Consider the following 24,986-nt stretch of genomic DNA (forward strand, 5'->3'; position numbering starts at 1 on the left):
CATCGGACCGAAAAGTGTGAAGTGCGGTTTTCGGATGATTCCGATGCTCCAATAAAGGAACAGGTCCAGGACAAGTCATGGCCAATCTGAACGACCACATGGGCAGGCCGATCGTCGCCGTCACCGGTATCGGCGTGGTGACGTCGCTGGGCGTCGGCAAGGCCGACAATTGGGCAGCGCTCACCGCGGGCAAGTCCGGCATCCATCCGATCACCCGCTTTCCGGTTGACCATCTGAACACCCGCATCTCCGGCATGGTCGATTTCCTGCCGTCGAGCTCAAAGGGCGCCAGCCTTCTTACCTACGATCTCGCCGAGATCGCCGCGCAGGAAGCCGTGGCCGAAGCCGGCCTCGATTCGGGCGATTTCGGCGGGCCGCTTTTCCTCGCCTCGCCGCCGGTCGAACTCGACTGGAGCGAGCGCTTTTCGCTGTACAACTCCGACAACCACGACATCGGCGCCGAACGGCTGCTTCGCGTGGCGCGCGGCTTGAAGGAACTCGATGTTTTCGAGACCACCCAGTTCGGTTCGATCGCCGACCGGCTCGCCGACCGTTTCGGGACGCGCGGCCTGCCGATCACGCTGTCGACGGCCTGCGCCTCGGGCGCCACCTCGATCCAGCTCGGCGTGGAGGCGATCCGCCGCGGCGAATGCGACCGGGCGCTGTCGATCGGCGCCGACGGCTCGGCAACCGCCGAGGCGCTGATCCGTTTCTCGCTGCTTTCAGCGCTTTCCACGCACAACGACATCCCCGAAAAAGCGTCAAAACCCTTCTCCAAGGATCGCGACGGTTTTGTCCTCGCTGAGGGTTCTGGCGCGCTGGTATTGGAATCGCTAGAGGCGGCACTCGCCCGGGGCGCAAACATCCTCGGCATCCTGCGCGGCTGCGGCGAGAAGGCCGACGATTTCCACCGAACCCGCTCGAAGCCGGACGGCTCACCGGCGATCGCCGCCGTTCGCGCCGCCCTCGCCGATGCCGGCTTGCGCGAGGACGAGATCGATTATGTCAACGCCCACGGCACCTCGACGCCGGAAAACGACAAGATGGAGCATCTGTCGCTGTCGACCGTGTTCGGCGAGCGGATCGGCTCGATGCCGATCTCGTCGAACAAGTCGATGATCGGCCACACGCTGTCGGCCGCCGGCGCCGTCGAGGCCGCGTTTTCGCTGATGACCATGCGAGAAAGCGTCATTCCGCCGACCATCAATTACGACAATCCCGATCCGGCGATCGTGCTCGACGTGGTGCCGAACCAGAAGCGCAACGCCGAGGTCGGCACGGTGCTGTCGAACTCCTTCGGCTTCGGCGGCCAGAACACCTGCCTTGTCATGGCGCGGGAACCGGTCTAATGCATGTCGCCCAAAAGTGCGAAGCGGTTTTGGGACAACGACATGCATAAAAAACAAAAGCTTAAAGCGCGTCGGCTGAATCCTTTTCATCGCGCCGCGCTATAAGCGAGCCTTTTCCCGCTCAACAGAACCGACAGGCTCCATGCGCGCATTGCAACTTATCGAGGACCGCCGCCTGGAAACGGTGGACCTGCCGCCTCCGCCGCAGCCTGCGCTGGGCGAAGTGATGCTGCGCATCAAGGCCGTGGCGCTCAATCATATCGACGTCTGGGGCTGGCGCGGCATGGCCTTCGCCAAGCGCAAGCTGCCGCTGGTCGTCGGCGCCGAAGCTTCAGGCGAGGTCGAGGCGGTCGGCCCCGGCGTCTCCAACCTTGTGCCCGGGCAGCTTGTGTCGATCTACGGCGCGCGCACCTGCGGGTTTTGCCGCGCCTGCCGCGAAGGCCGCGACAACCTCTGCGAGCATGTCTCGGGCGTACACGGCTTCCATCTCGACGGCTTTGCGCAAGAGAAGATAAACCTTCCGGCGCGCCTGCTGGTCCCTGCCCCGCCCGGCGTGACGGACATTGGGGCGGCCGTCGCGCCCGTCACCTTCGGCACGGTCGAGCACATGCTGTTCGACAATGCCAGGCTGCAGCCCGGCGAAACCATCCTGATCCATGCCGGCGGCTCGGGTATCGGCTCCGCCGCGATCCAGCTGGCGAAGAAAATGGGCTGCACCGTGATCACCACGGTCGGCTCGAACGACAAGATTGACAGGGCGAAGGCGCTTGGCGCCGACCATGTCATCAACTATCGCGAGGACCGTTTCGAAGGCGTCGTGCGCAAGCTGACGAAGAAGAAGGGCGTCGACGTCGTCTTCGAGCATGTCGGCGCCGACACCTTTGCCGCCTCGATGCTGTGCCTGAAACGCGGTGGCCGCCTGGTGACCTGCGGCTCGACCTCGGGCGTGTCGACGCAGATCAATCTGATGCAATTGTTCCAGCAGCAGCTGAAGCTGCTCGGCTCCTTCGGCTGCCGCATGCAAAACATGGCCGACGCCATGCAGAAAATGGCGGCGGGGCTGGTTTCTCCGGTCATCGACACCGAAGTCGACTTCGACGGCATCGACGCCGCGCTGAAGCGCATGGAGGGCCGTGACGTGTTCGGCAAGATCATCCTGCGCATCGGCTGACCATGATGTTGCTGTCTAAAAACATCACGGTCTAGGAATGGTCGGCAACGCCTTCAAGAAGCTCCGCCGGGACTTGGCGTTCCGCCACGGCAGGCGGCTGCGCCAATTCAACTACTGGTTGCTTGCGCGCGTCGCGATGACGATAATTTGGCTGCTGCGTCTGCTGCCGGTCGACAGCGCGCTCAATTTCGCCGACCGCGCCGCCCGTCGCATTGGCCCGTGGGTGGGGCGCCACAACGTCGCCATCGCCAATCTGCGCAACGCCTATCCGGAAAAGAGCGACCGCGAGATCCAGGCCATCGCGTCCGACATGTGGGGCAACATGGCTCGGCTCGCCGCGGAATACATCTTTCTCGACGAGCTGTTCGACTACGATCCCGCCGCGACGAAACCCGGCCGCATCGAGGTCAAGGGGATCGAGCACTTCGTGCATATCGCCGAGGAACCGACGCCGCATATCATCTTCACCGGGCATCTCGGCAATTTCGAACTGCTTCCGGTCGCGGCAGCCACATTCGGCATGAACATCACGGCGCTGTTTCGCCCGCCCAACAACCCCTATCTTGCCGACTACATCCTCTCGACTCGACGCTCGACCATGGGGTCGCTTCTGCCCTCCTCCACCGGCGCTTCGTTCGCGCTGGCGGCAGTCCTGGAGAAAGGCGGCAATATCGGCGTGCTCGTCGACCAGAAATTCTCGAGCGGGCTCGAAACGACATTCTTCGGCCGCCCGTGCGAAAGCAACCGGGTTCTGGGCACTCTGGCGCGGCACTATGACTGCGATGTCTATCCGGCGCGCTGCGTGCGCTTGCCCGGCAACCGCTTCCGGCTCGAGATCGAGGACAGACTGAACTTGCCGCGCACCGCCGGCGGCAGTGTCGACGTCCACGGCACCACCCAGCTGCTCAACGACGTGGTCGAGCGCTGGGTGCGCGAGGATCCCGGCCAGTGGATGTGGTTCCACAAAAGGTGGGAGATCAGCGGCCCGCGCGGAAAGCATCGCCAGGCGAGACAGCGCGGCGAAGCCGCCTGAGCGGCAGGACGATGAGAGGCAGCGCAAGCGCGAATCGATTGCCCTGCAACTATGGGTAGTTTCGACTTGACAAGTGACGGCAGTTACGCTAGGAATTTAAGCACAATGTTGATCTGCGCCCCGCCCACTGAGGCGGGTTTTTTGTTTCGGCAGGATCGCTCGACCGCCGCCCTGTTCGGCCAATTGGGGAGAGGACAATGCGAGCCTCTTCTCAAGTTGCTCAATCGAGTTGCGACCAGCTTGCCGTCCATCATCATCGGGATGATTGCCAGCTTCTTTTCTTCCAGAAATTCCAGATCGGCGCTGCCTTGATTGAGGTCCATCAGCTGCTCGACTTTTCCATCCGGATGAATGCGAAAGAGCACCCCTGCGACCCAATCCGTGACCAGCCAATTCCCGGCTCCGTCCGATTCTAGACCATCTAGATTTCCAACAGGCTCGCCGGACCCGATGTCAGAGATAGCCTTCGTGTTCAGGTCAATCGCGATAAGGTGGCCAGGTGTCTTGGACGAAAAATCCGGCTGGATATCGCGACCCCAGCCGGCGACGAGGAGGCGACCGTCTTCGACGCGCAGACCGTTCGGATGCAGGAGATCCTCGCTCTCGAGCCAGACGGAGAGAGCTTGATTGTCCAGAACATAAATCCTGTTCGCCAGCATGTCGGAAGCAAAGACACGACCCGCCTCGTCGACAGCGGGATCATTGAGGAACTGAGCGCCTTCTGCAGGCCACGTTCCAGTGATCTGACCGCTATCGACGTCGACGGCCATAAGCCGATCGATGTCGGTGACGAAAAGCGTGTCGCCTTGCATCACCAATCCCTTGGGCGCGTTAAAGCCGGTCACCCACTCGGCTGCTTGCAACTTTCCGTCAGGCGAAACCTTCGAAAGGTATCCGACCCCATCCCTGACGGCGGGGTCGCCAGCAATGTTGGAGACGTAGAAGACATTCCGCTTGGCATCGAAAAATACGCTCTCGGGGGCCTTGAAGCCGTCAAGCGACCAGACCTCCTCGGCTTTCGCAGGTGAACCCGCCAATCCTAGTAGTAGAATCATAAATAAACTTGACTGCAGCCTGATCATCATAGCCTCCCTGTGTTGTTTATCTGACGCGTTCAGGTAAAGTGCAACCGCACATTGCATAGGTGGCTTTGCAACTCTTACGGTTGGCTGCTTCGATTGCTCTGACGAGTCTGTTTGCCAAGCAGCATCTGCTTAGCCTTGTGAGCTTTATAATTCCCCAGATGAATGCCAGTTCCAACATCCCTGGAAGTCGACGTCGGACACACCTCATCGGCGGTTTGTTCGACCTTGCCAACCTCGGCTCACATGATCGCCGAGCGATTGCCTACCTCTGGTTGCGATGCCGACGCGGGGCCGCCAACGACAGGTCGTGCTTCTGACTAAGGCTTGAATTGCCTCGACAACTCCGAGGCGGGCAGCGGCCCAGAGAGCTGGCACAGATGTTAAAGAGGCCGCTGATGCGCCCCTTCAGTGGTGTTCAGTTCGCCATGAGGGCAACTTAGGGCTGCTCGGGGTTCTCGTCGGCCCGTTCCTGCTCTCGCCGCTCAAGCTGCTTCTGAAGCTCCACCGCTAATGCGAAAAGCTTTGGTGGCAGAGTTTGGTCGGCCTCCATGCTCAATCGCTTGCGTAGCTCCCGACGATTATCTTCCGAACTGATCAATTCCCGGAAGGCATGATCCTCATTTCGAGTTGCCATAACGGTTACCTTTAGTTTTGTGCGTAACTCATCGATTACTGAAGAGTTCCGTAAAAGGTCCGAAATGTTTGCTAGGAGCTTCCGAGCGATATCAGCTAACTACGCTGGATTGAACGGAAAGCCACGAACAGGCCCAGGGCAGTAGCCGCCTCGACAATAGCCTCGGTTATCTCGTCTTGGATGCGACCAAATCAGGCGCAGCCTGCCGAATTTGGTTCAATGCCGCTTTAATCGAGACGGTGTACCCATAGTCTGCCCTATTGAGGATTGCGGTAATCGCCTGATCTAGAACTGGACTGACCCTTTGGGCGATGCTCATCCACTTCCCCCCCGGATAGCGATGGGGCAACAATAACGTGTCCGAAGCCAATGCGCGAAATTTCGGCTCACGACCCCAAGCGGTCATCTGCGGTGCAGGCGATGAACGTCTCAATTGAGCCCATTCCAGACCTTCCGGTGCATGCACAGCAAAGGGCCTTGCGGCGATACAATGCCTCCGACTTCTGCTATGGTGCATTCCTCGGGCATAGGTGGTCTTAAAGAACGCCGTCGTGGATCGCAAGCTTGCTGCCATTCTTGCTGCCGATGTGGTGGGCTACTCCGCGCTGATGGAGCGTGACGGCCAAGCAGGCGGCCGACGCGCGCATGTGGGCCGGGGTCCATTTTCGCTCCGATGTGGTTGCGGGCCAAAAGATCGGTGAGGGTGTGGCCGAGCAGGTCATAGCGTTCGCGGTTCCACCGCCCCAGCGGTGGGCGCGACGCTCGCCTTCGATTGGGGGCTCCTTGGGGCTAAGCACTACGGAGCCCTAGGTTCCGTAGTGCTTAGCCCAGAGCTATCGGAAAAGGTGGCCGAAGCGCACGGGGGAGAGTCGGATTGTCAACCGAGCATGTAGAGCGGCGACTTACGGCCATTCTAGCGGCCGACATCTCCGGCTACAGCCGGCTGATGGGCAACGACGAGGAAGGTACGCTCGCCCAGCTGAAGGCGCATCGGCGTGCTCTGGTCGACCGAAAGATCAACGAACACCGCGGGCGGATTGTCAAGACCACCGGCGATGGGATGCTGGTCGAATTCGCGAGTGTGGTCGAGGCCGTGCGCTGCGCCGTCGAGATCCAGCGCGGCATGGCGGAACGCAATGTCGCGGTGCCGGCAGGACAACGTATCGAGTTCCGCGTCGGCATCAATGTCGGCGACATCATCATCGAGGATGACGACATTTTCGGGGATGGCGTCAACGTGGCGGCTCGCTTGGAGGGGCTCGCGGAGCCTGGCGGCATCTGCGTCTCGGGCCGCGTGCAGGAAGACGTGCAAGGCAAGCTCGATATTGCCTTTGAGGATATCGGCGAACAGAAGCTCAAGAACATCGCTCGGCCGGTGCGCGCCTTTCGCGTGCGGCTCGACGCCACGGCCGCTCCGGCGCCCGCCGGCTGGCGCCGGGGATTGTTCGCCGCTCTGGCTCTGATGATTTTGCTTATTGTAGGCGCGCTGTGGGCCGGTCTTGGCTCTGAGTGGAAATTTCTCAGCATTCTGCGCTCTGGCGATCAATTCACAAAGAGTGCTGAAGTCAGCACGAAACCCGCGATCGCCATTCTCCCGTTCCTGAACCAGAGCGACGATTCGGCTCGTCAGTATTTCGCGGATGGATTGACGCAGGATATCATCAACGCACTGGGTCGGTTCTCCGCGCTGACCGTGATGTCGTGGAACGCTGTCTTCCCCTACAAGGGAAAGCCCGCAAGCCCGGAGGAGATCGGCCGCGGTCTCGCCGTCAGCTATCTGGTCGAAGGCAGCGTCCGCCAGACCGGCGACCGCGTGCGGGTCATCGCGCAACTCGTCGACACAAGGCAGGGACGGGTGATTTGGTCTGCACGCTTCGAGGAGGCGCTGGCGGACGTGTTCGCGCTGCAGGACAACATTGTCACTCGCATCGTCAGAGTCCTGGCGATTCGCGTGACCCAGATCGAACAAAATCGGGTGTTCGCGAAGCCAACCGAAAATCTCGCAGCCTATGATTACGTGCTGCGCGCCAGGCCGGCATTGCAGAGCCCGACACATGCAAACAATGTGGAGGCGCGCGCCCTGCTCAGACGCGCCATCGAGCTTGACCCGAACTACGCTGCTGCATATGCGGCACTTGCCGAAACCTATCACATTGCCAGCTCGATGGGCTGGGCGGAATCGCCAACCGCCTTCCTGAGCCGTGCCGAGGAACTGGCAATCAAGGCGCTGAGCCTTGATGATTCCGACGTGCGCGCGCGCATCACTCTCGGCCACATCCACCTCTTTCGTCAGAGATACAACCAGGCAGAGGTTGAGATCGAGCGCGCCATTGCGATCAATCCGAACGATGCTCACGGCCTCGCCGGGCGCGGCACCATCCTGTTGTGGCTGGGACAGACGGATGCGGCGATCGAGGCCTTGGAGCAGGCGCAGCGTATCGACCCCGATCTCAATGCGATCGATCGCTTTGCGCTGAGCCTGGCCTACTATCTGAAACGGCGTTACGACGCGGCGATCGAACAGGCGGAACTTAGTCTTCGAACAACCGCAGGCGCGAACTTCAGCCGTATCCTGCTGGCGGCCGCCTATGCACAAGACGATCGAGCGGAGGACGCCGCGCGTGTCGTGACGATGATACGCCGCATCGACCCAACCTTCGACCCGCAGGAGTTCGGAACCAAGTTTCTAAGCTCTGGCGATCTCGAACATCTGCGCGACGGATTCCGCAAGGCCCGCCTCTACCCCGTCACAGGCGACCTGCCACCGGCCGAGAGAATGAACCGCTAATGTCCTTGAAGTAGCGCGCGGTTCTGGTTGGCCTTCGCGATGTTCGCAGCAAGGTCCTGCTGGAAGAGCGCGGGTCCCATCGGGGCCGGTTTGCCGAAAATATAAAGCTTTCCGTCGCTGATCAGCCAGTTCTCCGGGTTGGCCTCGTCGAGCTCGCCCAGGGCCAGCGCCATTGCACAAAAATTTCCGAACTCTGGCGCGTAGCGAACAGGATCGGCCTTGAAAAGCTCGCGATGCTCGGCGTTCGCGAAGAGGTAGCGGTGCTCATCCCATTCGTACTCGATCTCCGGCAGCCCGCGCGTGGGGCTTCCGATGGTGAAATAGGCGACCGGGTCATAACCCTTGATCGCCAGCGGAACCGCTTCCGTGGCAAAAGAGGGCATCGAGGTCGCAAACAGGGCGGCTGTGACCGCCAGAACGAGGCGAATGGCATTTCGCCGAGAGACACTGTGCATGGCGAATTCCCTGATTTGACCGTTCCGAGCCGCTACCAGCCCCGCGGCAAGCGAAGCCGTCTGCGTCATTCCGTTCGGGCACTAATTATCGCTCTTGTAGCGCTCGGCCGCAACACGTTTCGGAGATTTTCGGAGTTCGAGTGTGGTGAGGCCAGCGCCCATTGCAGGGGCGCCAGGCTCCATTCTTCGTCTGCTTAGTCCGCATCGCGGTCATTCGTGCTCATCGCATTGAGGGACTGCTTCCCACCCTTACCCGACATCCGGCATTCTTCGAGTGAACGACCAATCTCGGGCCACAACCTCGATAGACTTAGAGCGGGTGGTTTTAGCCGCATTTCTGCGACGCCTGGAGAAAAGTGAACCTGATCGGTCAAAGCATTGCCTCATCGGCCGTAAGTGCATGCTCTCGCGTGCCGGAGACGATGATCTCCAGAACCTCATGCTCGTCGGTGTTTTTGATGTAGCGATCGCCGACGTTCTCGCCGCGCTTCAGCACCATCACGCGGTCGCCCACAGCGAAGATGTCAACGAGGCGGTGGGAGATGATGATCTGGGCAACGCCCTGCTTCTTCAGTTCCAGCATGGTTTCGAGCAGCCGCTCGGTCGCCATCACCGAGAGATTGGCGGTCGGCTCGTCGAGTATCACCACGCGCGGCTGGAAGGAGATAGCGCGGGCAATCGCCACCGATTGCTGGCGGCCGCCCGACAGGCTCTCGACCTTTTGATAGACGGAGTTCACGTCGACCTTGAGCCGCTTCAGCACACTGTCGGCTTCCGCGTACATTTTCCGCCGATTGACGAAAAGGCCCCTGAGCGGCCAACGGCCAAGAAAGATATTCTGACCGACATCCATATTCCCGCAAAGAGCGAAATCCTGGTAGATCATCTCGATGCCGGCGTCGCGGCTTTCGTGCGGGCTCTTGAAGTGCACCGGCTGCCCGGCGACGAAGACCTCGCCGGCGTCGCGCTGGTAGGCGCCGGTCAGGATCTTCATCAGCGTCGATTTGCCGGCCGAGTTGTCGCCGACGAGGCCCAGGATCTCGCCGGGATAGAGCACGAGGTCGACGTTGCGGAGCGCCTGCACCGCACCGAAGGCTTTTTCGATGCCCCGCATTTCTACGATCGGTGCAGGCGTGGTCGGGTCACGCATGGGTGGTCTCCGCCGTTTTTGTGCGCCGCGCGAGGCGCGCCCGCAGGCGGCCGAAGATGTTGGCCTGGCGCACCCAGATGTCGATCAGCACCGCCACGATCAGGATGCCGCCGATGAAGACGTTGATCCAGTGCTGCGGCATCGTGAAACCCTGAACGTTGAGCTGCAGCAGCGCCCGGATCAGGGTGATCACCGCCGCCCCGGCGAGCGCCCCGATCACGGTGCCGTAGCCGCCGAAGATCGAACCGCCGCCGATGATCACCGAAGCGATGGCGTCGAGCTCGCGGAACTGGCCGGCCACCGGGTTGAAGCTGCGGAAGTAGGCGACGTTGATGATCCCGGCCATTGTCGCGCAGAGCGCCGCCAGAATAAGCGCGAGAAAACGCACCCGGTTGGTATTGATTCCGGCATAAGCGGCGGCGCGAATATTGCCGCCGGTTGCATAGACCTTCTGCCCGAACGGCATGTAGGCGAGCACGACGCCGGCGATGAGGGCGACGAACAGCATCCAGATGGTCTGGACGCTCACCACCTCAGCGATCGAGCGCAGCAGCCCGTCCGGCAGCGAGATGCGGTAGTGCAGCAGGATGTCGTTCACCTTGCGGCCAAGCAGGTTGTAGCCCTCGGGCCAGCCGGTGAGCTGCTGCCCGGCTACGAACCAGGCGGCGAGGCCGCGGGCGATGTAGAACATGCCGAGCGTGGCGATGAAGGCCGGCAGCTTGAAGCCGACGGTGACGATCGCGTTGACGAGGCCGGCGCACATGCCCGCGAGCAGGCCCATCGCCACGGCGGTCACGGGGTCGGCGCCAAGGACCTTGAGGAAATAGGCGGCGGTGCTGCCGGCGAGAGCGAGCACCGCCCCGACGGAGAGATCGATATCGCCGGCGGCGATGACGTAGGTGAGTCCGATGGTGATCAGCGCAAGCTCGGTGTAGTTGAGCAAGATCGCGAAGCTGTTGGACAGGTTCCACCAGTAGTCCGGCCGGAGCGCGAGGCCGGTCAGCCACAGGAGCGCGGTCAGGATGATGGCGAGCGCGTCGCGCCGAGCGAGGAACTTGCCGAACCCGGTGGCCGACAGCGCCATGTCGGTCGCCATCGCCCCCTTGGTCTGCACCCCCTCGATCGCGATGCCGCCGATCTCGTAGGCCGGTGGCGGCGGCCGGTCGCGGAGCCAGGCCCAGAGGCGCCCTGCCACCTGGCGGCGGATGAGATAGGGCTCGATGAGCACCGCGACGACGAGCAGCAGCCCGAGGAACACCGGCACCGCGCCGACCGGTAGCGAGAAAACGGCATTGACCGTGATCTCCTCGTCGCCGATCTTGATGATGCGCGTGATCGGCCAGCCCTCGCGCAATACCTTGTCGAGCAGCACCACCAGCAGGGCGCCAAGGCAGGATCCGGCGACCCGGCCGCGGCCGCCGAGGATCGAGGCGCCGCCGATGATCACGGCGGCAATGACGGTCAGCTCACCGCTGACGCCGTAGAGGGGCGTCACGCCCTTGTCCTGGGCAGCTGACATCAAGCCGGCCAGCGCCGCGCAGAGCGAGGAGATCAGGAAGGCTCGGATGCGCACCCAGTTGGTCGGGATGCCGGCATAGGACGCCGCCTGCTCGTTGCCGCCGGTGGCGAAGGTCTCGTAGCCCCAGCGCGTCTTGGCAAGCACATAGGCGCCGATCACGGCGACAACGAGGAAGATCACGATCTGGTTGTTGAAGCCGAGGAGGTTGGTCTCGCCGAGGTGAAAAAAACCCGGATAGCCGGTCGCCTTGGCAGGGTAGTAGATCGCCTGGCCGTGAGTGAGCGCCAGCACGAAGCCGCGGCCGATGAAGAGGACGGTCAGCGTGGCGATGAACGCCGGCACCTTCAGGATGGTGACGAGCACGCCGTTGATCAGCCCGATCAGCGTGCCGAGCAGCAGGCAGAGGATCGCCGACGTGACGACGCCGAGGTCAAGGAAGTTCGGCGCGAACAGCCTGGCAAAGACGACGGCGACTAGGCCGTAAGTTGAACCGACTGAAAGATCGAGGTCCTTGTTGACGATGACGAAGGTCACTCCGACCGCGATGATGGCAACCCGCGAGGTGTCGCGGAGCAGCGAGTGAAACGCTCCTGTTGACCCGAAGAACGCGGGATTGACGAGAGCGCCGCCGAGATAGAGCAGCAAAAGCAAGGCAACGAGCCCCACCTCCCAGCCGCCGACAATCTGGGACGGCGCACGGCCGAGCGATGTGGTCGCGGTAAGCGCCATGGTCTCTTCTGGTCGATTTCCTGCTGCCGCATTGCGGGAGAGCCTGCGCCCTCCCGCAATGATTTCAGACGTTCCGAGTGGACTCAGTTCTCGAAGCGCTTGCCGACGTCCTCGACGGTCTCCTTCGTCACCAGTTGGGCGCGTGTGTCGAGGTTGGCCGCCGCGATGCCGCGATCGATCTCCAGATAGAGTTGCATGACCGGCCAGAAGCCCTGCAAGAAGGGCTGCTGCCCGAGCGCGCCGGTCAGATCGCCGCTCTTCATCGCATCCTGCTGGGCCGGGCCCAGGTCGAAACCGTAGGCGCAGATCTTGCCGGTCAGTCCGGTCTGAGCGACGGCCTTGGCAAGCGCCGGCGTGAACACGTTGTTGCCGGCGAACGCGCCAACGACGTCGCCGCGCGATTCGAACAGCGTCACGATGCCGTTCACCGGATCATTCGGATTGGTGTCTATACCGGTGTTCTCCGGACCCGCGTCGACCTTGAAGGCATCAAGCTTGCCGGCATCCTTCAAGCCCTTGACGATGGCGTTGAAAGCCGAAGTGACGCGATTGTTCACCTCGATGTTGCCCATTGCGGTCGACGACGGCAGGACGATCGAACCCTTCTCGATACCCTTGTCCGCGAGGCACTTGACGAGCGCCTCGCCGGCGATTGCGGCAGCGGACGCGTCCTGGCCGGTGTGGCCGATGCCGCTGCGGTTGAGGAGCGTGCCGTCAAAGGAATTGGTCGTAGCGACCGGTATGCCCTTCGCCTCGGCGGCCTTGACGATGTCGTTGTAGGCGCCGACCTGGGGCGTTGTCATGATCAGCCCGTCGATCGTCGGATCCTGCACGATCTGGTTCAGGATTTCGATCTCGCGGGCAGGGTCGTCGGTCGGCGATTCCGAGCCGAGCAGCAGGACCTTGGCGCCGATCAGGTTGCCGGCGACGGTCGCGCCGACGTAGACCGGATCGAAGAACCCATTGCCGGCAGTGTGTGTCACGATAGCGAAAGTGAGGTGACCATCGGCCGAATGGAAGTCCTTGGTAGCGGGGGCCTCCTTTGCGGCTTCTTCGAAGCTGTAGCCGCCGACCGCCTTGTCGACGCCGCCCGATTGTGCGTAGGCGTTCGATACGCCGAGCGATAACGCCGCGGCACACGCCGCGAGCGAGAAAATACGTTTCATGATTTTCCTCCCTTGCAACCAACGGTCGGAAGCCGTTCGGGCGCATTCATTCAGGATTCCGAATGCTTCCTCCCACCCCGTATATTCTGCCCAAAGCCTGCCCACGTAAATAGTGCTAGCGCGACGCGGTGTCAGACAGACGAGGAGACTTGGTGTATTATGATCCCTACCTGGGCCGCATTTCAAAAGGGAGCGACACAGAGAGCACCAAGAATAAAGTTTCACAAACGCGTAGGGAGGATACCGCGATGAATCTGCGACCAGACCCCACATTCTATGCGTCACCGAAGCTGGCTATGGAAGGGCCGCCGGAAACTCTGGCCTACACGTTGATGCTTAGCCCGGACTTCTCGCAACCCGACGGCCTGGCTGTGGTGAATGTCGATCCAAATTCGCCGGATTTCGGCAAGATCGTCCACACTGTGATCATGCCAAACAAGGGCGATGAGTTTCATCACTTCGGCTGGAATGCGTGTTCTTCGGCGCTATCACCACTGACTGGCCACGCCTTTCTGGAGCGTCGTTATCTGATCATTCCGGGCATGCGTTCGTCGCGCATCTACATAATTGATGTGAAGGGCGGGCCGACAGCCGCCAAGATTCACAAGATCATCGAACCCGCAGAAGTCTTTGCCAAGACGGGCTATTCACGCCCGCATACGATCCACTGCGGACCCGAGGGCATCTATGTCTCGACCCTGGGCGGCGGCGGCAAGGACGGTACCGACGGTCCTCCGGGCATTTTCATCATGGATTGCCAGACCTTCGATGTCATTGGCCGCTATGAGATAGATCGTGGCGCCCAGGACAAGCACTACGATTTCTGGTGGAACCTGCCGCGCGACTACATGGTCAGTTCCGAATGGGCCCTGCCGCCGCAGTTCGAAAACGGCATCGTCCCGGAGGATCTACTGTCCAACAAGTACGGCCACCGCATGCATTTCTGGGATCTGCGTGCGCGTAAGAACATTCAGACGATCGATCTGGGCGCCAATCACCAAATGGCGCTCGAAATCCGCCCGGCGCATGATCCAGTCCAGCAATACGGCTTCTGCGGCGTTGTGGTCGATACCACCAATCTCGAAGGCTCGATCTGGACTTGGTGGCGCGACGCAGATGGCAAGTTCCAGGCCAAGAAGACGGCGATCATCCCGCCTCAACCGGCCAATGCCGACGATCTGCCGGATCTTCTGAAGGGTTTCTCGGCGGTGCCCCCGCTGGTCACCGACATCGACCTCAGCCTCGACGACAAATATCTCTACGTGGCTTGTTGGGGTACGGGTGAAATGCATCAATACGATGTCAGCGACCCGATGAAGCCGGTTCTGGCGGGCAAGGTCGAACTGGGTGGGATCGTCAAGAAGACCAAGCACCCCTGTGGCAAGGTCTTCGGCTATGGGCCACAGATGGTCGAGATTAGCCGCGACGGCAAGCGTGTCTATTGGACCAATTCGCTCTATTCGACCTGGGACGATCAGTTCTATCCCGGCGAGCGCGGCGGGGCTATGGTGAAGGCCGATGTTGGCGCCAATGGTGGCCTGACGCTCGACACCAACTTCTTCGTCGAGTTCCCCAAAGGCTATCGAACGCACCAGATCCGACTTGAAGGCGGCGACTGCTCTACCGACAGTTTCTGCTACCCATCGGTCTAGGTGTCGCCCGAACTCCTTTCGACCACAGCCGGCCTCTGGTTTGCTGTGGTCGCCAGCGGGATTTACCATGGCGTAAACCCGGGTATGGGCTGGCCGCTTGCTGTTTCGGCCGCCCTGATGGAACGGCGAGCCTATGCGCTGCCGGGCGCACTCCTGGCGCTGGCGTTCGGGCATCTTGTCGCCATGACGGTGGTCCTCTTGCCCTTCGCGCTGATGACCGTGCTGGTTGATTGGCAAACCGAGATCCGCGTTGGCGCAGGTCTAATTGTCGTCGCGCTCGGAGTCTGGCTGCTCTTCAACCGGCGGCATCCTAGATTTCTGGCGCGCGTGCCGCCGTCGCGACTGGCGCTCTGGTCCTTTCTGGTCGCCGTCACGCATGGCGCCGGCCTGATGCTGGTGCCGATCTACCTCGGCCTGTGCGGCGTCGTTGAAACGGATGCTGGGCACCGTGCCGCGACCGCCCTCATTGCACGAACTGCAGCGCTCTCGATCGGTGTGGCAGCGGTCCACACCGGCGCGATGATCACTGCGGGCGGCGCTTTGGCCTTCGGCGTCTATCGGTGGCTGGGATTAAGGTTTCTTTCGAAAAGCTGGTTTGATCTAGATGTGATCTGGGCGCTAAGCCTAGTTCTGGTCGGGGCGATCGGCGTGTTTTCCGCGCTCTAGTTCGTCACCACGATCCGCGTGTTGCGGAAGCCGGCTTGCCGCACCATCGAATAGAAGGCGGCGGCATTCGCCGGGTGCAGCCGCACGCAGCCATGCGACGCCGGGCGCCCGAGAGATTTTACCGCGCCGGTGCCATGGATGGCGTAGCCGCCGCGGTAGAATACCGAATGAGGCATCGGCGACATGTCGTATTTGCGCGAATACCACATCCGTGCCGTTCGTTGCGGCCGGTAGCTGCCGCGCGGCGTGATATAGCCTTTGCGCGCCGTGGATACGCGCCATCGGTAAACCGCCTGACCGTATCTTACAGTCATCGTCTGCGACGACACGTCGATCCTTGCAACCAGCTTGGCTGCCCAGCCCTCGACCGATGAACCGAGCAGCGTCGTTGCCAGTGCCGCTGCCATGAAAACGGTTTTCATGCGATCAAACCCTTTGACTGCCCTTGCCTGCTTGCCTTCACGCAATTCTTCATCTTTTTAATCGCGGGTGAATGAGGTAACCACACACCTCTGACGAATTCACCAATCCAAAGCAGCGAATTTGAACGATTTCCCGCGATAGTTGCCGTGACGACACGTAACCACATAACTAGGGCGCGACCCGCCAACAGGCTTGCCAAAGCGCATCATTGGCTGCTCAATTCGCCGAATGAACGAAATGAATGAACGGCTCCTGAAAGCGGTCGGTGATCGGGTCGACGACCTGGTCGCGTTGACCGCGGACCTGATTCGCTTTCCGACCATCAATCCGCCCGGCGAAGCCTATCGGCCATGCGCCGAATACGTCGGAGCGCGGCTGAAGAAGCGCGGTTTCGAAGTCGAATTCATCCGCGCCGAAGGCACGCCCGGTGACACCGACCGCTACCCGCGCGTCAATGTCGTCGCCCGCTTCGATGGCCGCTCGCCCGGCGCCTGCTTGCATTTCAACTCGCATATCGACGTGGTCGAAGCCGGCGACGGCTGGAGCCTCGATCCCTTCGCCGGCATTGTCAGGGATGGCAAGGTCTATGGCCGCGGCGCCTGCGACATGAAGGGCGGCCTGGCCTCGTCGATCATCGCCGCCGAGGCCTTCATGGAGGTCTTCCCCGATTTTCCGGGCGCCATCGAAATATCGGGCACGGTCGACGAGGAGTCCGGCGGCTTCGGCGGCGTCGCCCATCTGGCAAAGCTCGGCTATTTCTCCAAGCCGAAGGTCGACCACGTCATCATCCCCGAGCCGTTGAACAAGGACCGCATCTGCCTTGGCCATCGCGGCGTCTGGTGGGCGGAGATCGAGACCAAGGGGGAGATTGCGCACGGCTCGATGCCGTTCCTCGGCGACAACGCGGTGCGCCATATGGGTGCCGTGCTAAAGGCCTTCGAGGACGATCTGTTTCCGGCGCTCGACCGCAAGGTCACGCGCATGCCGGTCGTGCCCGACGGGGCCAAGCGCTCGACCATGAACATCAACTCGATCCACGGCGGCCAGACCGAGGATTTCCGGCCTGGCCTGCCCTCGCCCAACGTCCCCGATTCCTGCCGGCTGACCATCGACCGCCGCTTCCTGCTCGAAGAGGACCTCGGCACGGTCAAAAGCGAGGTGACCGATATCCTCGACCGGCTGAAGCGCGAGCGCAAGAAATTCGACTACGAGATCCGCGATCTCATGGAGGTGCTGCCGCTGATGACCGAGCGCGATGCGCCGGTGGTCAAGGCGGTGGCGCAAGGCATCATGGCGATATTCGACCACGAGCCCGACTATGTGATTTCGCCCGGCACCTACGACCAGAAGCACATTGCCCGCATCGGTCACATCTACGACTGCATCGCCTATGGCCCGGGCATTCTCGACCTCGCCCACAGGCCCGACGAATGGGTGGGGATATCAGACATGGTCGAATCGGCCAAGGTGATGGCGATCGGGCTCAACGTGCTGCTTAGGGGCGCGGGCGCTCGGTAGTCGGTGATGGGCGAAAAAACATTCCTGCGGGCGCTGCCGGAAAACACGAAACGCAATTTACTCGTTGGTGAAATCACGCTTCTATCCACCGGGTTTTGAGCATGTTTTTGAGCATATCGGGAGTTGCACGATGAAATTGTGGAAAACCATTCTCACCGCCGCGGCCCTGGTGCTGTCTGCCGGAACATCGGCATTTGCCGCGCGGACCGATCTGGTCATCGGCATTACGCTCGAACCTCCGCATCTCGATCCGACCGCAGGTGCTGCGGCCGCGATCGACGAAGTGCTTTACGCCAATGTGTTCGAGGGGCTGACCCGCATCGGTCCGAACGGCGAGGTGCTGCCGGATCTGGCCGAAAGCTGGATGATTTCCGACGACGGCAAGGTCTACACATTCAAGCTGCATACCGGCGTCAAATTCCATGACGGCACCGACTTCAATGCCGACGACGTGAAATTCTCGCTCGGCCGCGCCCGTGCCGACAACTCCGTCAACGCACAAAAGGGCCTGTTCGCCGCCATCGATACGGTCGATGTGGTCGATCCGGCGACGGTCAAGATCACGCTGAAGAACCCGCAAAGTTCGTTCCTCTACAATATGGGCTGGGGCGACGCGGTCATCGTCGCGCCGGAGACAGCCGACACCAACAAGGAAAAGCCTGTCGGCACCGGCCCGTTCAGGTTCCAAAACTGGGCCAAGGGCTCGTCGATCACGCTGATCAAGTCCGACACTTACTGGGGCGCCCCGGTGTCCCTCGACAAGGCAGAGTTCCGCATTGTTCCCGATGCCGCTGCCGCTGTGCCGGCTTTGCTTTCCGGCGACATCCAGGCCTTTCCCTTCTTCCCCGATCCCGACAGTGTCGCCCAGATCAAGGACGACCCACGCTTCAAGGTGGTGATCGGCGCGACCGAGGGCGAAACCATTCTCTCGATCAACAACAAGAAGCCGCCTTTCGACAAGCTGCAGGTCAGGCAGGCGATTTCGTTTGCGCTCGACCGCAAGGCGATCATCGACGGCGCCTCGGCCGGTCTGGGTGTGCCGATCGGCTCGCACATGTCGCCCGCCAACAAGGCCTATGTCGACCTCACCGGCCTCTATCCGCACAATGTCGAGAAAGCCAAGGAACTCTTGAAGGAAGCCGGCCTGGAGAACGGCTTCAAGGCGACGCTGAAACTGCCGCCGCCTCCCTATGCGCGGCTTGGCGGCGAGATCATAGCGTCGCAGCTTCGCGATGTCGGCATCGATCTGCAGATCGTGCCCGTGGAATGGGCGCAGTGGCTGGATCAGGTCTTCACCAAGAAGGACTACGACCTGACCATCGTCTCCCACACCGAGCCCAACGACATCGATATCTATTCGCGCAAGGATTATTACTTCAACTATGACAACCCGACCTTCGACAAGATCATCGCCGATCTGAGCCTCACCTCTGATGAGGCCAAGCGCATGACGCTGCTCGGCGAGGCGCAGAAGATACTGGCCGACGATGCCGTGGTCGGCTTCCTCTACGAATTGCCGAAAGCCGGCGTCTGGGACGCCAAGCTCGAGGGTTTTTGGGAAAACGCCCCGATCCAGGCCAACGACCTGACCAAGGTGAAGTGGACGGAGTGAGGGGGCGCAGCGGTCCTCCCCCATGACCGCCTATCTTCTCAGACGTCTCGTCATCGCGCTCATCACGCTGGTTCTGGCCTCGATGGTTGTCTTTGCCGTGCTGGAGGTCATTCCCGGTGACCCGGCGCGGCTGATGCTTGGCCTGAACGCCAGCGCCGACCAGGTCGAGTTGCTGCGCAACCAGATGGGGCTCAACGCGCCCCTTGCGCTGCGCTATCTGCGCTGGGCCGGCGGCTTGCTGAGCCTCGATTTCGGTCGCTCCTACACCTATTCGGTGCCGGTCATCGACCTGGTCCGCGAGCGCGTCGTCGTCTCGCTGCCGCTGGCGCTGATCGCGCTGGCGCTGTCCACCATCATTGCCATTCCGATCGGACTGTTCTCAGCCGGCCGGCACGGGCGGGCCGGCGACACGATTGCGATGGGCGCCGCCCAGCTTGGTGTCGCCGTGCCGAACTTCTGGTTTGCGCTGATGCTGATCTACCTCTTCGCCGTCTGGCTGCGGCTGGTGCCATCAGGCGGCTTTCCGGGCTGGAGCGCCGGCGTCTGGCCGGCGCTGAAATCGCTGATCCTGCCGGCGATCGCGCTCGCTCTGCCGCAAGCGGCGATCCTCGCCCGCGTCACCCGCTCGGCGCTGATCGAAGTGCTGAACGAGGACTACATCCGCACCGCCCGCGCCAAGGGCCTGCCCTTTCGCGCGGTGCTGTGGCGGCACGCGCTGCGCAACGCGATGATCCCGGTGCTGACCATTCTCGGCCTGCAGTTCGCCTTCCTGCTCGCCGGCACCATCATCATCGAGAACGTCTTTTACCTGCCCGGCCTTGGCCGGCTGGTGTTCCAGGCGATCACCCAGCGCGACCTGATCGTCGTCGAAAGCGTCGTCACGCTGCTGGTTGCCGCCATCATCGCGGTCAACCTGCTTGTCGATCTCTCCTATGCGGTCGTCGATCCGCGTCTGAGAAGCCGCCAATGACGCTGCGCTTCGACATCCCAGAGGAAAATTTTGCCGACATCCTCGTCAAGGCCTTCACCAACCGCTCGTTCCTCGCCGGCTTCGTCATCACCATATTGGTGGCAGCGGTCGCTATCGTCTCGTTCTTCTGGACGCCTTTTGACGTCACCAGGCTGATCATCGCCGACAAGACCCAGGCACCCTCGCCGGCACACTGGTTCGGCACCGACCATTTCGGTCGCGACATTCTTTCCATGATCATGGTCGGCGCCCGCAATTCGATCGCCGTGGCGCTGGTCGCTGTCGGCATAGGCATGGGCGTAGGCGTGCCGCTCGGCGCCTTCGCCGCGGCGCGCGGCGGCATCGTCGACGAAGCGGTGATGCGGCTGAACGATCTCGTCTTCGCCTTCCCTGCCCTGCTTTCGGCGATCATGATCACCGCCATCTTCGGGCCGGGCGCACTCAACGCCATCATCGCCATCGGCATTTTCAACATCCCGGTCTTCGCCCGCGTCGCCCGGGCCGGTGCGCTGGCGATCTGGCCGCGCGAATTCATCCTTGCCGCGCGCGCCGCCGGCAAAGGCAAAACGCTAATCACGCTGGAGCATGTGCTGCCCAACATCGTCACATTGCTCCTGGTGCAAGGCACCATTCAGTTCGCGCTCGGCATCCTGGCCGAAGCCGGGCTTTCCTACGTCGGGCTCGGCACACAGCCGCCAATGCCGAGTTGGGGGCGGATGCTGTTCGACGCGCAGACCCGCATGGTGGCGGCGCCGTGGATGGCGATCTTTCCAGGCATGGCGATCGTCGTCACCGTGCTTGGCCTGAACCTGCTCGGCGATGGGATTGCCGACATCCTCGACCCAAAATCGCGGCGGCAGCGATGAGCCTGCTCGAAATCCAGAGATTGTCGCTGAGCATCGGCGACACGCCGATCCTGAGGGATATCGAGCTCTCCGTCGCGCCCGGCGAGGTGATGGGGCTGGTCGGTGAATCCGGCTCGGGCAAGTCGATAACGGCGCTGACGGTGATGCGGCTTCTGCCCTGGGCGGCGCGCGCCACCGGGCGCGTCGTCTTCGACGGCATCGACATCCTTGCGGCCAGCGAAGACCAGATGTGCGCGCTGCGCGGCGACGATATCGGCATGGTTTTCCAGGAGCCGATGACGGCACTCAATCCGGTCAAGACCATTGGCGAGCAGGTCGCCGAAGGCATCCGCTGGCACACCAAGGCAAGCCGCGCCGACGCCGAGGACCGCGCGCGAAAAATGCTCGACCGGGTCGGCCTGCCGGCGGCACAGTTCCCGCTGTCGCGCTATCCACACGAGCTTTCCGGCGGTCAGCGCCAGCGCGTCGTCATCGCCATTGCCTGCGCGCTGAAACCCAAGCTGCTGATCGCCGACGAGCCGACGACGGCGCTCGACGTCGTGCTGCAGGCGCAGATCCTCGACCTGTTGCGCGACCTGGTCGCAGAGAACCGCATGGGCTTGCTCTTGATCTCGCACGATCTCGCGGTGGTGACCGAGATGGCGGATCGCATCACCATCCTGCGCCACGGCGAAGTGATGGAGGCCGGCGACACGGCGCGCACTTTGTCCGAGCAGCTCCATCCCTACACCCGGCAGCTGGCGCAGGCCTCGATGCATGTGCCGGCGCGTGCCAGGACGCACGAGGTCGGCCAAGACAACCCCCAGCTCCAGGCTGCCAAACCTCTTCTTCAGGTGGACAGCGTGACGCGGGACTATCCGGGACGGCGCAAATCGCTGCTGAAGCGCGCGGCCCCGATCCGCGCCGTCGACGATGTCTCGTTCTCGATTGATCCCGGGCAGTCTGTGGCGCTGGTCGGGCGTTCCGGTTGCGGCAAGTCCACGCTTGCCCGCATGGTCCTGGCGCTGGACGGGCCGACATCGGGAACGATCCGGTTTCGCGGTCAGGTCATCACCGGCAAGAGCGAGGCTGAGCTCAAGCCGGCGCGGCGCGACATGCAGGTGGTGTTCCAGGACCCCTACGGCTCCTTCGATCCGCGCCAGAAGGTCGAAAAACTGGTCGCCGAGCCACTGCATGTCCTCGAGAAGAAGCCGACGGATGCGGAACGGCGCGAGATGGTGGCAAAGGCCTTGCACGAGGTCGGCCTTAGTCCACGCGACATGGACAAATATCCGCACGAGTTTTCGGGTGGCCAGCGCCAGCGCCTGTCGATCGCCCGCGCCATCATCACCCGCCCCAAGCTGGTCGTCGCCGACGAGCCGGTCTCGGCGTTGGATGTCTCGATCCGCGCCCAAATTCTCGACCTGTTCGCCGAGCTGAACCAAAAGCTCGGCGTTGCCTATCTATTTATCACCCACGATCTGACCGTTGCCCGCGCCATCACCGATCAGGTGATGGTCATGCATGACGGCAAGATCGTCGAGCGCGGCAGGACGAGCGAGGTTCTCGACCATCCGCAGTCCGAAGCCGCCAAGGCGCTGGTCGCAGCCGCTCCCGATTTGCATCGGGCGATCGCGAAACGGCTGCAGGAACAGGGGTGAGCGGCTTCGTGGCACGGCTAATTCGTCGGGCGCACGGGCGGGAGAATGGCTATTGACAGCCAACAGTTCTGAAACGCGCGAAGGGCCTGAGCCTCCTCCACTGGGCCTGGGCGGCTCTGCTGCGCTGTTCGGGGCGGGTGCTCTGCTGCTGTTCCTGGTAACGCGGATAGCCGTCCCAACGTTCGTCTCCGCTAGCGGGGCTGAGACTGTGGTGATGTGGTTCTTGGCCGCAAGCATCATTCTTTTTGGCCCCCTGCTTCTCACGGCTGCCCTGCTATTGCATCGAGAGCGGCGTCAAGGAAGGCTGGTGTCGTTGGGCGCGCGGCTGTGGCTTCGCACTATGAATGGCGGCGACTGGCTCTGGGCTATTGGAGGGCTGGCGGCTGTCAGCGTGCTGACCGGCGGCATCGGCGCCGCGCTCCGGATGCTGCAAGACGGGAAGACTCTTCATCCCTCGTTCATGGCTTTCGAGCCGCTAGGTCCTGGGCGGTACTGGATTCTCGGCGCGTGGCTGCCGTTTTTTGTACTGAACATCGTTGGGGAAGAGTTTGTCTGGCGGGGTGTCGCGCTGCCGCGGCAAGAGGTTGCCTTCGGGGGGTGGGCTTGGCTGGTCAACGGGATAATGTGGTTACTGTTCCACGCTGCCTTCCCTTGGCAAGTCCTGTTGACGCTCGTGCCGATCACGTTGCTCCTGCCCTACGTTGTCCAGCGGCGTCGCAGTACATGGGCCGGGATCGTTATCCATGCCGGGTTCGGGGCGATGGGCTTCCTGGTCCTAGCATTCGGGCTCGCCTAAGCGGCGCTGCTCTCGTAATCGGTTACGACCCGACTCGCCTCCAAGGGGCGGCGACGCTTCCATGGCCCATCAAATCGTTATCACACGATGCCTCAGCCTTGCGGCTTCACCACATCGGCAGGGCTGATTTCGAGCAGGTCGAGCGTGCGCCGCAAGAGCTGCATCTCGCTCCCGGCAAGTTGCGAATCGGCCTTGGCGATCTCGGCCATGTGGCGGGCGAGCAGCTTGCGCCGTTCGATGTCGAGGTCGCGGAACTGAGCGATGGCTTGCGAGCTGTTGGTCTCGTAGCCGAATTCGTTGAGATATTCGATGACGCTGTCGATGCTGGTTTCGGGAATGCCGAAGGCGTCCCGGCAGATACGCCTGAAGGCGGTCATTTCGCTTTCGCTGACCGACCCATCGGCCAGGATCATGCGAAACAGCATGAGCAGTTCCGCCGACAGTACAGGATCGTCCGCGACCTTGCGCACGCCGGGGTCGCCTTCGAAGATCGAGCGTATCTGGTCCAGCAAAGCGAATGACATCAGCGTCCCTTTCCGATTCGTCAAATGCATGTCGCTCAAAAGTGCGCAGCGGTTTTGAGATAACGACATGCATAAAACAAAAGAGCCAAGCGCGTCGCGGCGCGCTTGGCATAGGTAGCGCGGAATCGGCCTTGCGCAAACGGGTCGGCTGTGGTTCGAACGCACCACATCTTCCCGCTGGCCAGAAGCCCTTCCCGCAACCATCCGATGTTCGATCTCGCCACCCAGACCGTCGTCATCCTCGGCGTCGCCGCCTTCGCTGCCGGCTTCGTCGATTCGATTGCCGGCGGCGGCGGCTTGATCACCATTCCAGCACTGCTGCTGGCGGGCTTCTCGCCGGTCGAGGCGCTGGGGACCAACAAGCTGCAGGGCATGTTCGGCTCAGGCTCGGCGACCATCCACTACGCCGCCAAGGGCCATGTCGATTTGCGCCGGCAATTGCCTTCGGCCCTGTTGGCGCTTGCCGGCAGTGCTCTCGGCGCCTTGCTGGCGACATTCGTGTCGGGCGACCTGTTGCGGGCTCTTCTGCCGATCCTGCTGATCGCCATCGCGCTTTTCTTCGCCCTCAAGCCAAACATGGGCGACGTCGACCGCGCCCGGCGCCTGTCGCCGTTCCTGTTTGGGCTGATCCTGGTGCCGATTGTCGGCTTCTATGACGGCCTGTTCGGGCCGGGGGCCGGTTCCTTCTACATGCTGGCCTTCGTCACCCTGGCCGGCTACGGCGTGCTCAAGGCGACGGCGCATACCAAGCTGCTCAACTTTGCCTCCAACATCGGCGGCTTCATCGTCTTCGCTGCTGCCGGGGTCGTCTACTGGAAGATCGGCCTGATGATGGGTGTCGCCCAGTTTCTCGGCGCCCGTGTCGGCGCCAGCCTCGCCATCCGCAATGGCGCAAAACTGATCAAACCGCTGCTGGTGATCGTCTGCCTGGCGCTGGCCAGCAAGCTGCTGGCCGATCCGGCGAACCCGCTGCGCACGCTGATTGGTGTGTGACGAGGCGACTGATACTATGCGGTTGTACGAATCATGTTGGAGGAGCCACACATGAATCTCAGTGCGCCTACGCAGCTTATTTTTATCATATCCCTTGTTATCGCCCTCATCGGCCTGCTCGCCGCTCTCGGCGTTTTTGCATTTATTCCCCTGGCCTCGGTGTGGATCGTCCTCATCGCTTATATAGTGCTTGCTGGCGGCTGCCTGGTTCGCGGCGCTTAAGCACTCAGACCTCAGGCAACTCGGA

General features: G+C 62.1%; 21 protein-coding genes. 14 read left to right on the top strand and 7 right to left on the bottom strand.

Annotated elements, in window-relative coordinates:
- Positions 1–77: 77 nt before the first annotated feature.
- The 3 genes from AC0L3N_RS21485 (at position 78) to AC0L3N_RS21495 (ending at position 3,553) form a co-directional block, all read left to right on the top strand.
- Positions 78–1,349, top strand: a complete 1,272-nt coding sequence (locus tag AC0L3N_RS21485; RefSeq protein WP_473549412.1) for a beta-ketoacyl-ACP synthase — start codon at positions 78–80, stop codon at positions 1,347–1,349.
- A 142-nt stretch (positions 1,350–1,491) separates the two neighbouring features.
- Positions 1,492–2,520, top strand: a complete 1,029-nt coding sequence (locus tag AC0L3N_RS21490) for a zinc-binding dehydrogenase (protein WP_473549413.1) — start codon at positions 1,492–1,494, stop codon at positions 2,518–2,520.
- Between the two features lie 37 nt (positions 2,521–2,557).
- Positions 2,558–3,553, top strand: a complete 996-nt coding sequence (locus AC0L3N_RS21495; protein WP_473549414.1) for a lipid A biosynthesis lauroyl acyltransferase — start codon at positions 2,558–2,560, stop codon at positions 3,551–3,553.
- Between the two features lie 83 nt (positions 3,554–3,636).
- Here the strand turns inward: AC0L3N_RS21495 and AC0L3N_RS21500 are convergent, their stop codons facing one another.
- Positions 3,637–4,635 carry an SMP-30/gluconolactonase/LRE family protein gene (locus tag AC0L3N_RS21500; RefSeq protein WP_473549415.1) on the bottom strand — a complete coding sequence of 333 codons (999 nt, stop codon included), beginning with the start codon at positions 4,633–4,635 and terminating at the stop codon, positions 3,637–3,639.
- A 1,511-nt stretch (positions 4,636–6,146) separates the two neighbouring features.
- Here AC0L3N_RS21500 and AC0L3N_RS21505 point away from each other — a divergent pair.
- Positions 6,147–8,060, top strand: a complete 1,914-nt coding sequence (locus AC0L3N_RS21505) for an adenylate/guanylate cyclase domain-containing protein (protein WP_473549416.1) — start codon at positions 6,147–6,149, stop codon at positions 8,058–8,060.
- Here the strand turns inward: AC0L3N_RS21505 and AC0L3N_RS21510 are convergent.
- The 4 genes from AC0L3N_RS21510 to AC0L3N_RS21525 all read right to left on the bottom strand — a co-directional run bounded on the left by AC0L3N_RS21510 (position 8,057) and on the right by AC0L3N_RS21525 (position 13,079).
- The gene (locus AC0L3N_RS21510; protein WP_473549417.1) at positions 8,057–8,584 is read right to left on the bottom strand and encodes a YHS domain-containing (seleno)protein; all 528 of its coding nucleotides are present in this window, start codon (positions 8,582–8,584) and stop codon (positions 8,057–8,059) included. The genes AC0L3N_RS21505 and AC0L3N_RS21510 overlap by 4 nt on opposite strands.
- Before the next feature lie 301 nt (positions 8,585–8,885).
- Positions 8,886–9,665 (bottom strand): ATP-binding cassette domain-containing protein, encoded by a 780-nt coding sequence (locus AC0L3N_RS21515; protein WP_123150511.1) that lies wholly within the window; start codon positions 9,663–9,665, stop codon positions 8,886–8,888.
- Positions 9,658–11,913: an ABC transporter permease gene (locus AC0L3N_RS21520; protein WP_123150748.1), complete on the bottom strand. Its 2,256-nt coding sequence runs from the start codon at positions 11,911–11,913 to the stop codon at positions 9,658–9,660. Before AC0L3N_RS21520 ends, AC0L3N_RS21515 begins: the two co-directional genes overlap by 8 nt.
- 83 nt (positions 11,914–11,996) lie before the next feature.
- Entirely contained in the window at positions 11,997–13,079 is a 1,083-nt protein-coding gene (locus AC0L3N_RS21525; RefSeq protein WP_473549418.1) for a substrate-binding domain-containing protein, read from the bottom strand.
- Between the two features lie 248 nt (positions 13,080–13,327).
- Here AC0L3N_RS21525 and AC0L3N_RS21530 point away from each other — a divergent pair, with 248 nt between their 5' ends.
- Both AC0L3N_RS21530 and AC0L3N_RS21535 read left to right on the top strand, forming a co-directional pair.
- The gene (locus tag AC0L3N_RS21530) at positions 13,328–14,731 is read left to right on the top strand and encodes a selenium-binding protein SBP56-related protein (protein ID WP_258116342.1); all 1,404 of its coding nucleotides are present in this window, start codon (positions 13,328–13,330) and stop codon (positions 14,729–14,731) included.
- A gap of 84 nt (positions 14,732–14,815) precedes the next feature.
- On the top strand, positions 14,816–15,397 hold the full coding sequence (locus tag AC0L3N_RS21535; RefSeq protein WP_473549419.1) for a hypothetical protein: 582 nt from the start codon (positions 14,816–14,818) through the stop codon (positions 15,395–15,397).
- Here the strand turns inward: AC0L3N_RS21535 and AC0L3N_RS21540 are convergent.
- Positions 15,394–15,819, bottom strand: coding sequence for a L,D-transpeptidase (locus tag AC0L3N_RS21540; RefSeq protein ID WP_473549420.1), 426 nt, complete (start codon positions 15,817–15,819; stop codon positions 15,394–15,396). The genes AC0L3N_RS21535 and AC0L3N_RS21540 overlap by 4 nt on opposite strands.
- 238 nt (positions 15,820–16,057) lie before the next feature.
- On the opposite strand from AC0L3N_RS21540, the gene AC0L3N_RS21545 reads away from it, so the two are divergent.
- From AC0L3N_RS21545 to AC0L3N_RS21570, 6 genes are all read left to right on the top strand, one after another.
- Positions 16,058–17,338 carry an acetylornithine deacetylase/succinyl-diaminopimelate desuccinylase family protein gene (locus tag AC0L3N_RS21545; protein WP_123150747.1) on the top strand — a complete coding sequence of 427 codons (1,281 nt, stop codon included), beginning with the start codon at positions 16,058–16,060 and terminating at the stop codon, positions 17,336–17,338.
- A gap of 130 nt (positions 17,339–17,468) precedes the next feature.
- Positions 17,469–18,950: an ABC transporter substrate-binding protein gene (locus AC0L3N_RS21550; RefSeq protein WP_473549421.1), complete on the top strand. Its 1,482-nt coding sequence runs from the start codon at positions 17,469–17,471 to the stop codon at positions 18,948–18,950.
- A gap of 22 nt (positions 18,951–18,972) precedes the next feature.
- Entirely contained in the window at positions 18,973–19,920 is a 948-nt protein-coding gene (locus AC0L3N_RS21555) for an ABC transporter permease (protein WP_473549422.1), read from the top strand.
- Complete coding sequence (locus tag AC0L3N_RS21560) at positions 19,917–20,786, top strand: ABC transporter permease (protein ID WP_473549423.1); 870 nt, start codon at positions 19,917–19,919, stop codon at positions 20,784–20,786. The genes AC0L3N_RS21555 and AC0L3N_RS21560 overlap by 4 nt, the downstream gene beginning before the upstream one ends.
- Positions 20,783–22,426, top strand: a complete 1,644-nt coding sequence (locus AC0L3N_RS21565) for an ABC transporter ATP-binding protein (RefSeq protein ID WP_473549424.1) — start codon at positions 20,783–20,785, stop codon at positions 22,424–22,426. The genes AC0L3N_RS21560 and AC0L3N_RS21565 overlap by 4 nt, the downstream gene beginning before the upstream one ends.
- A 223-nt stretch (positions 22,427–22,649) precedes the next feature.
- Complete coding sequence (locus tag AC0L3N_RS21570) at positions 22,650–23,222, top strand: CPBP family intramembrane glutamic endopeptidase (protein ID WP_473549425.1); 573 nt, start codon at positions 22,650–22,652, stop codon at positions 23,220–23,222.
- A 92-nt stretch (positions 23,223–23,314) separates the two neighbouring features.
- Here AC0L3N_RS21570 and AC0L3N_RS21575 read toward each other — a convergent pair whose 3' ends face one another.
- Positions 23,315–23,746: a tellurite resistance TerB family protein gene (locus tag AC0L3N_RS21575; RefSeq protein ID WP_123150746.1), complete on the bottom strand. Its 432-nt coding sequence runs from the start codon at positions 23,744–23,746 to the stop codon at positions 23,315–23,317.
- Positions 23,747–23,953: 207 nt separating this feature from the next.
- Here AC0L3N_RS21575 and AC0L3N_RS21580 point away from each other — a divergent pair, with 207 nt between their 5' ends.
- Together AC0L3N_RS21580 and AC0L3N_RS21585 are read left to right on the top strand one after the other, a co-directional pair.
- Entirely contained in the window at positions 23,954–24,739 is a 786-nt protein-coding gene (locus AC0L3N_RS21580) for a TSUP family transporter (RefSeq protein ID WP_473549426.1), read from the top strand.
- A 51-nt stretch (positions 24,740–24,790) separates the two neighbouring features.
- Positions 24,791–24,961 (top strand): hypothetical protein, encoded by a 171-nt coding sequence (locus tag AC0L3N_RS21585; protein WP_473549427.1) that lies wholly within the window; start codon positions 24,791–24,793, stop codon positions 24,959–24,961.
- The last annotated feature ends 25 nt before the right edge of the window (positions 24,962–24,986 follow it).

It is taken from the genome of Mesorhizobium sp. WSM4807 (assembly GCF_055811615.1).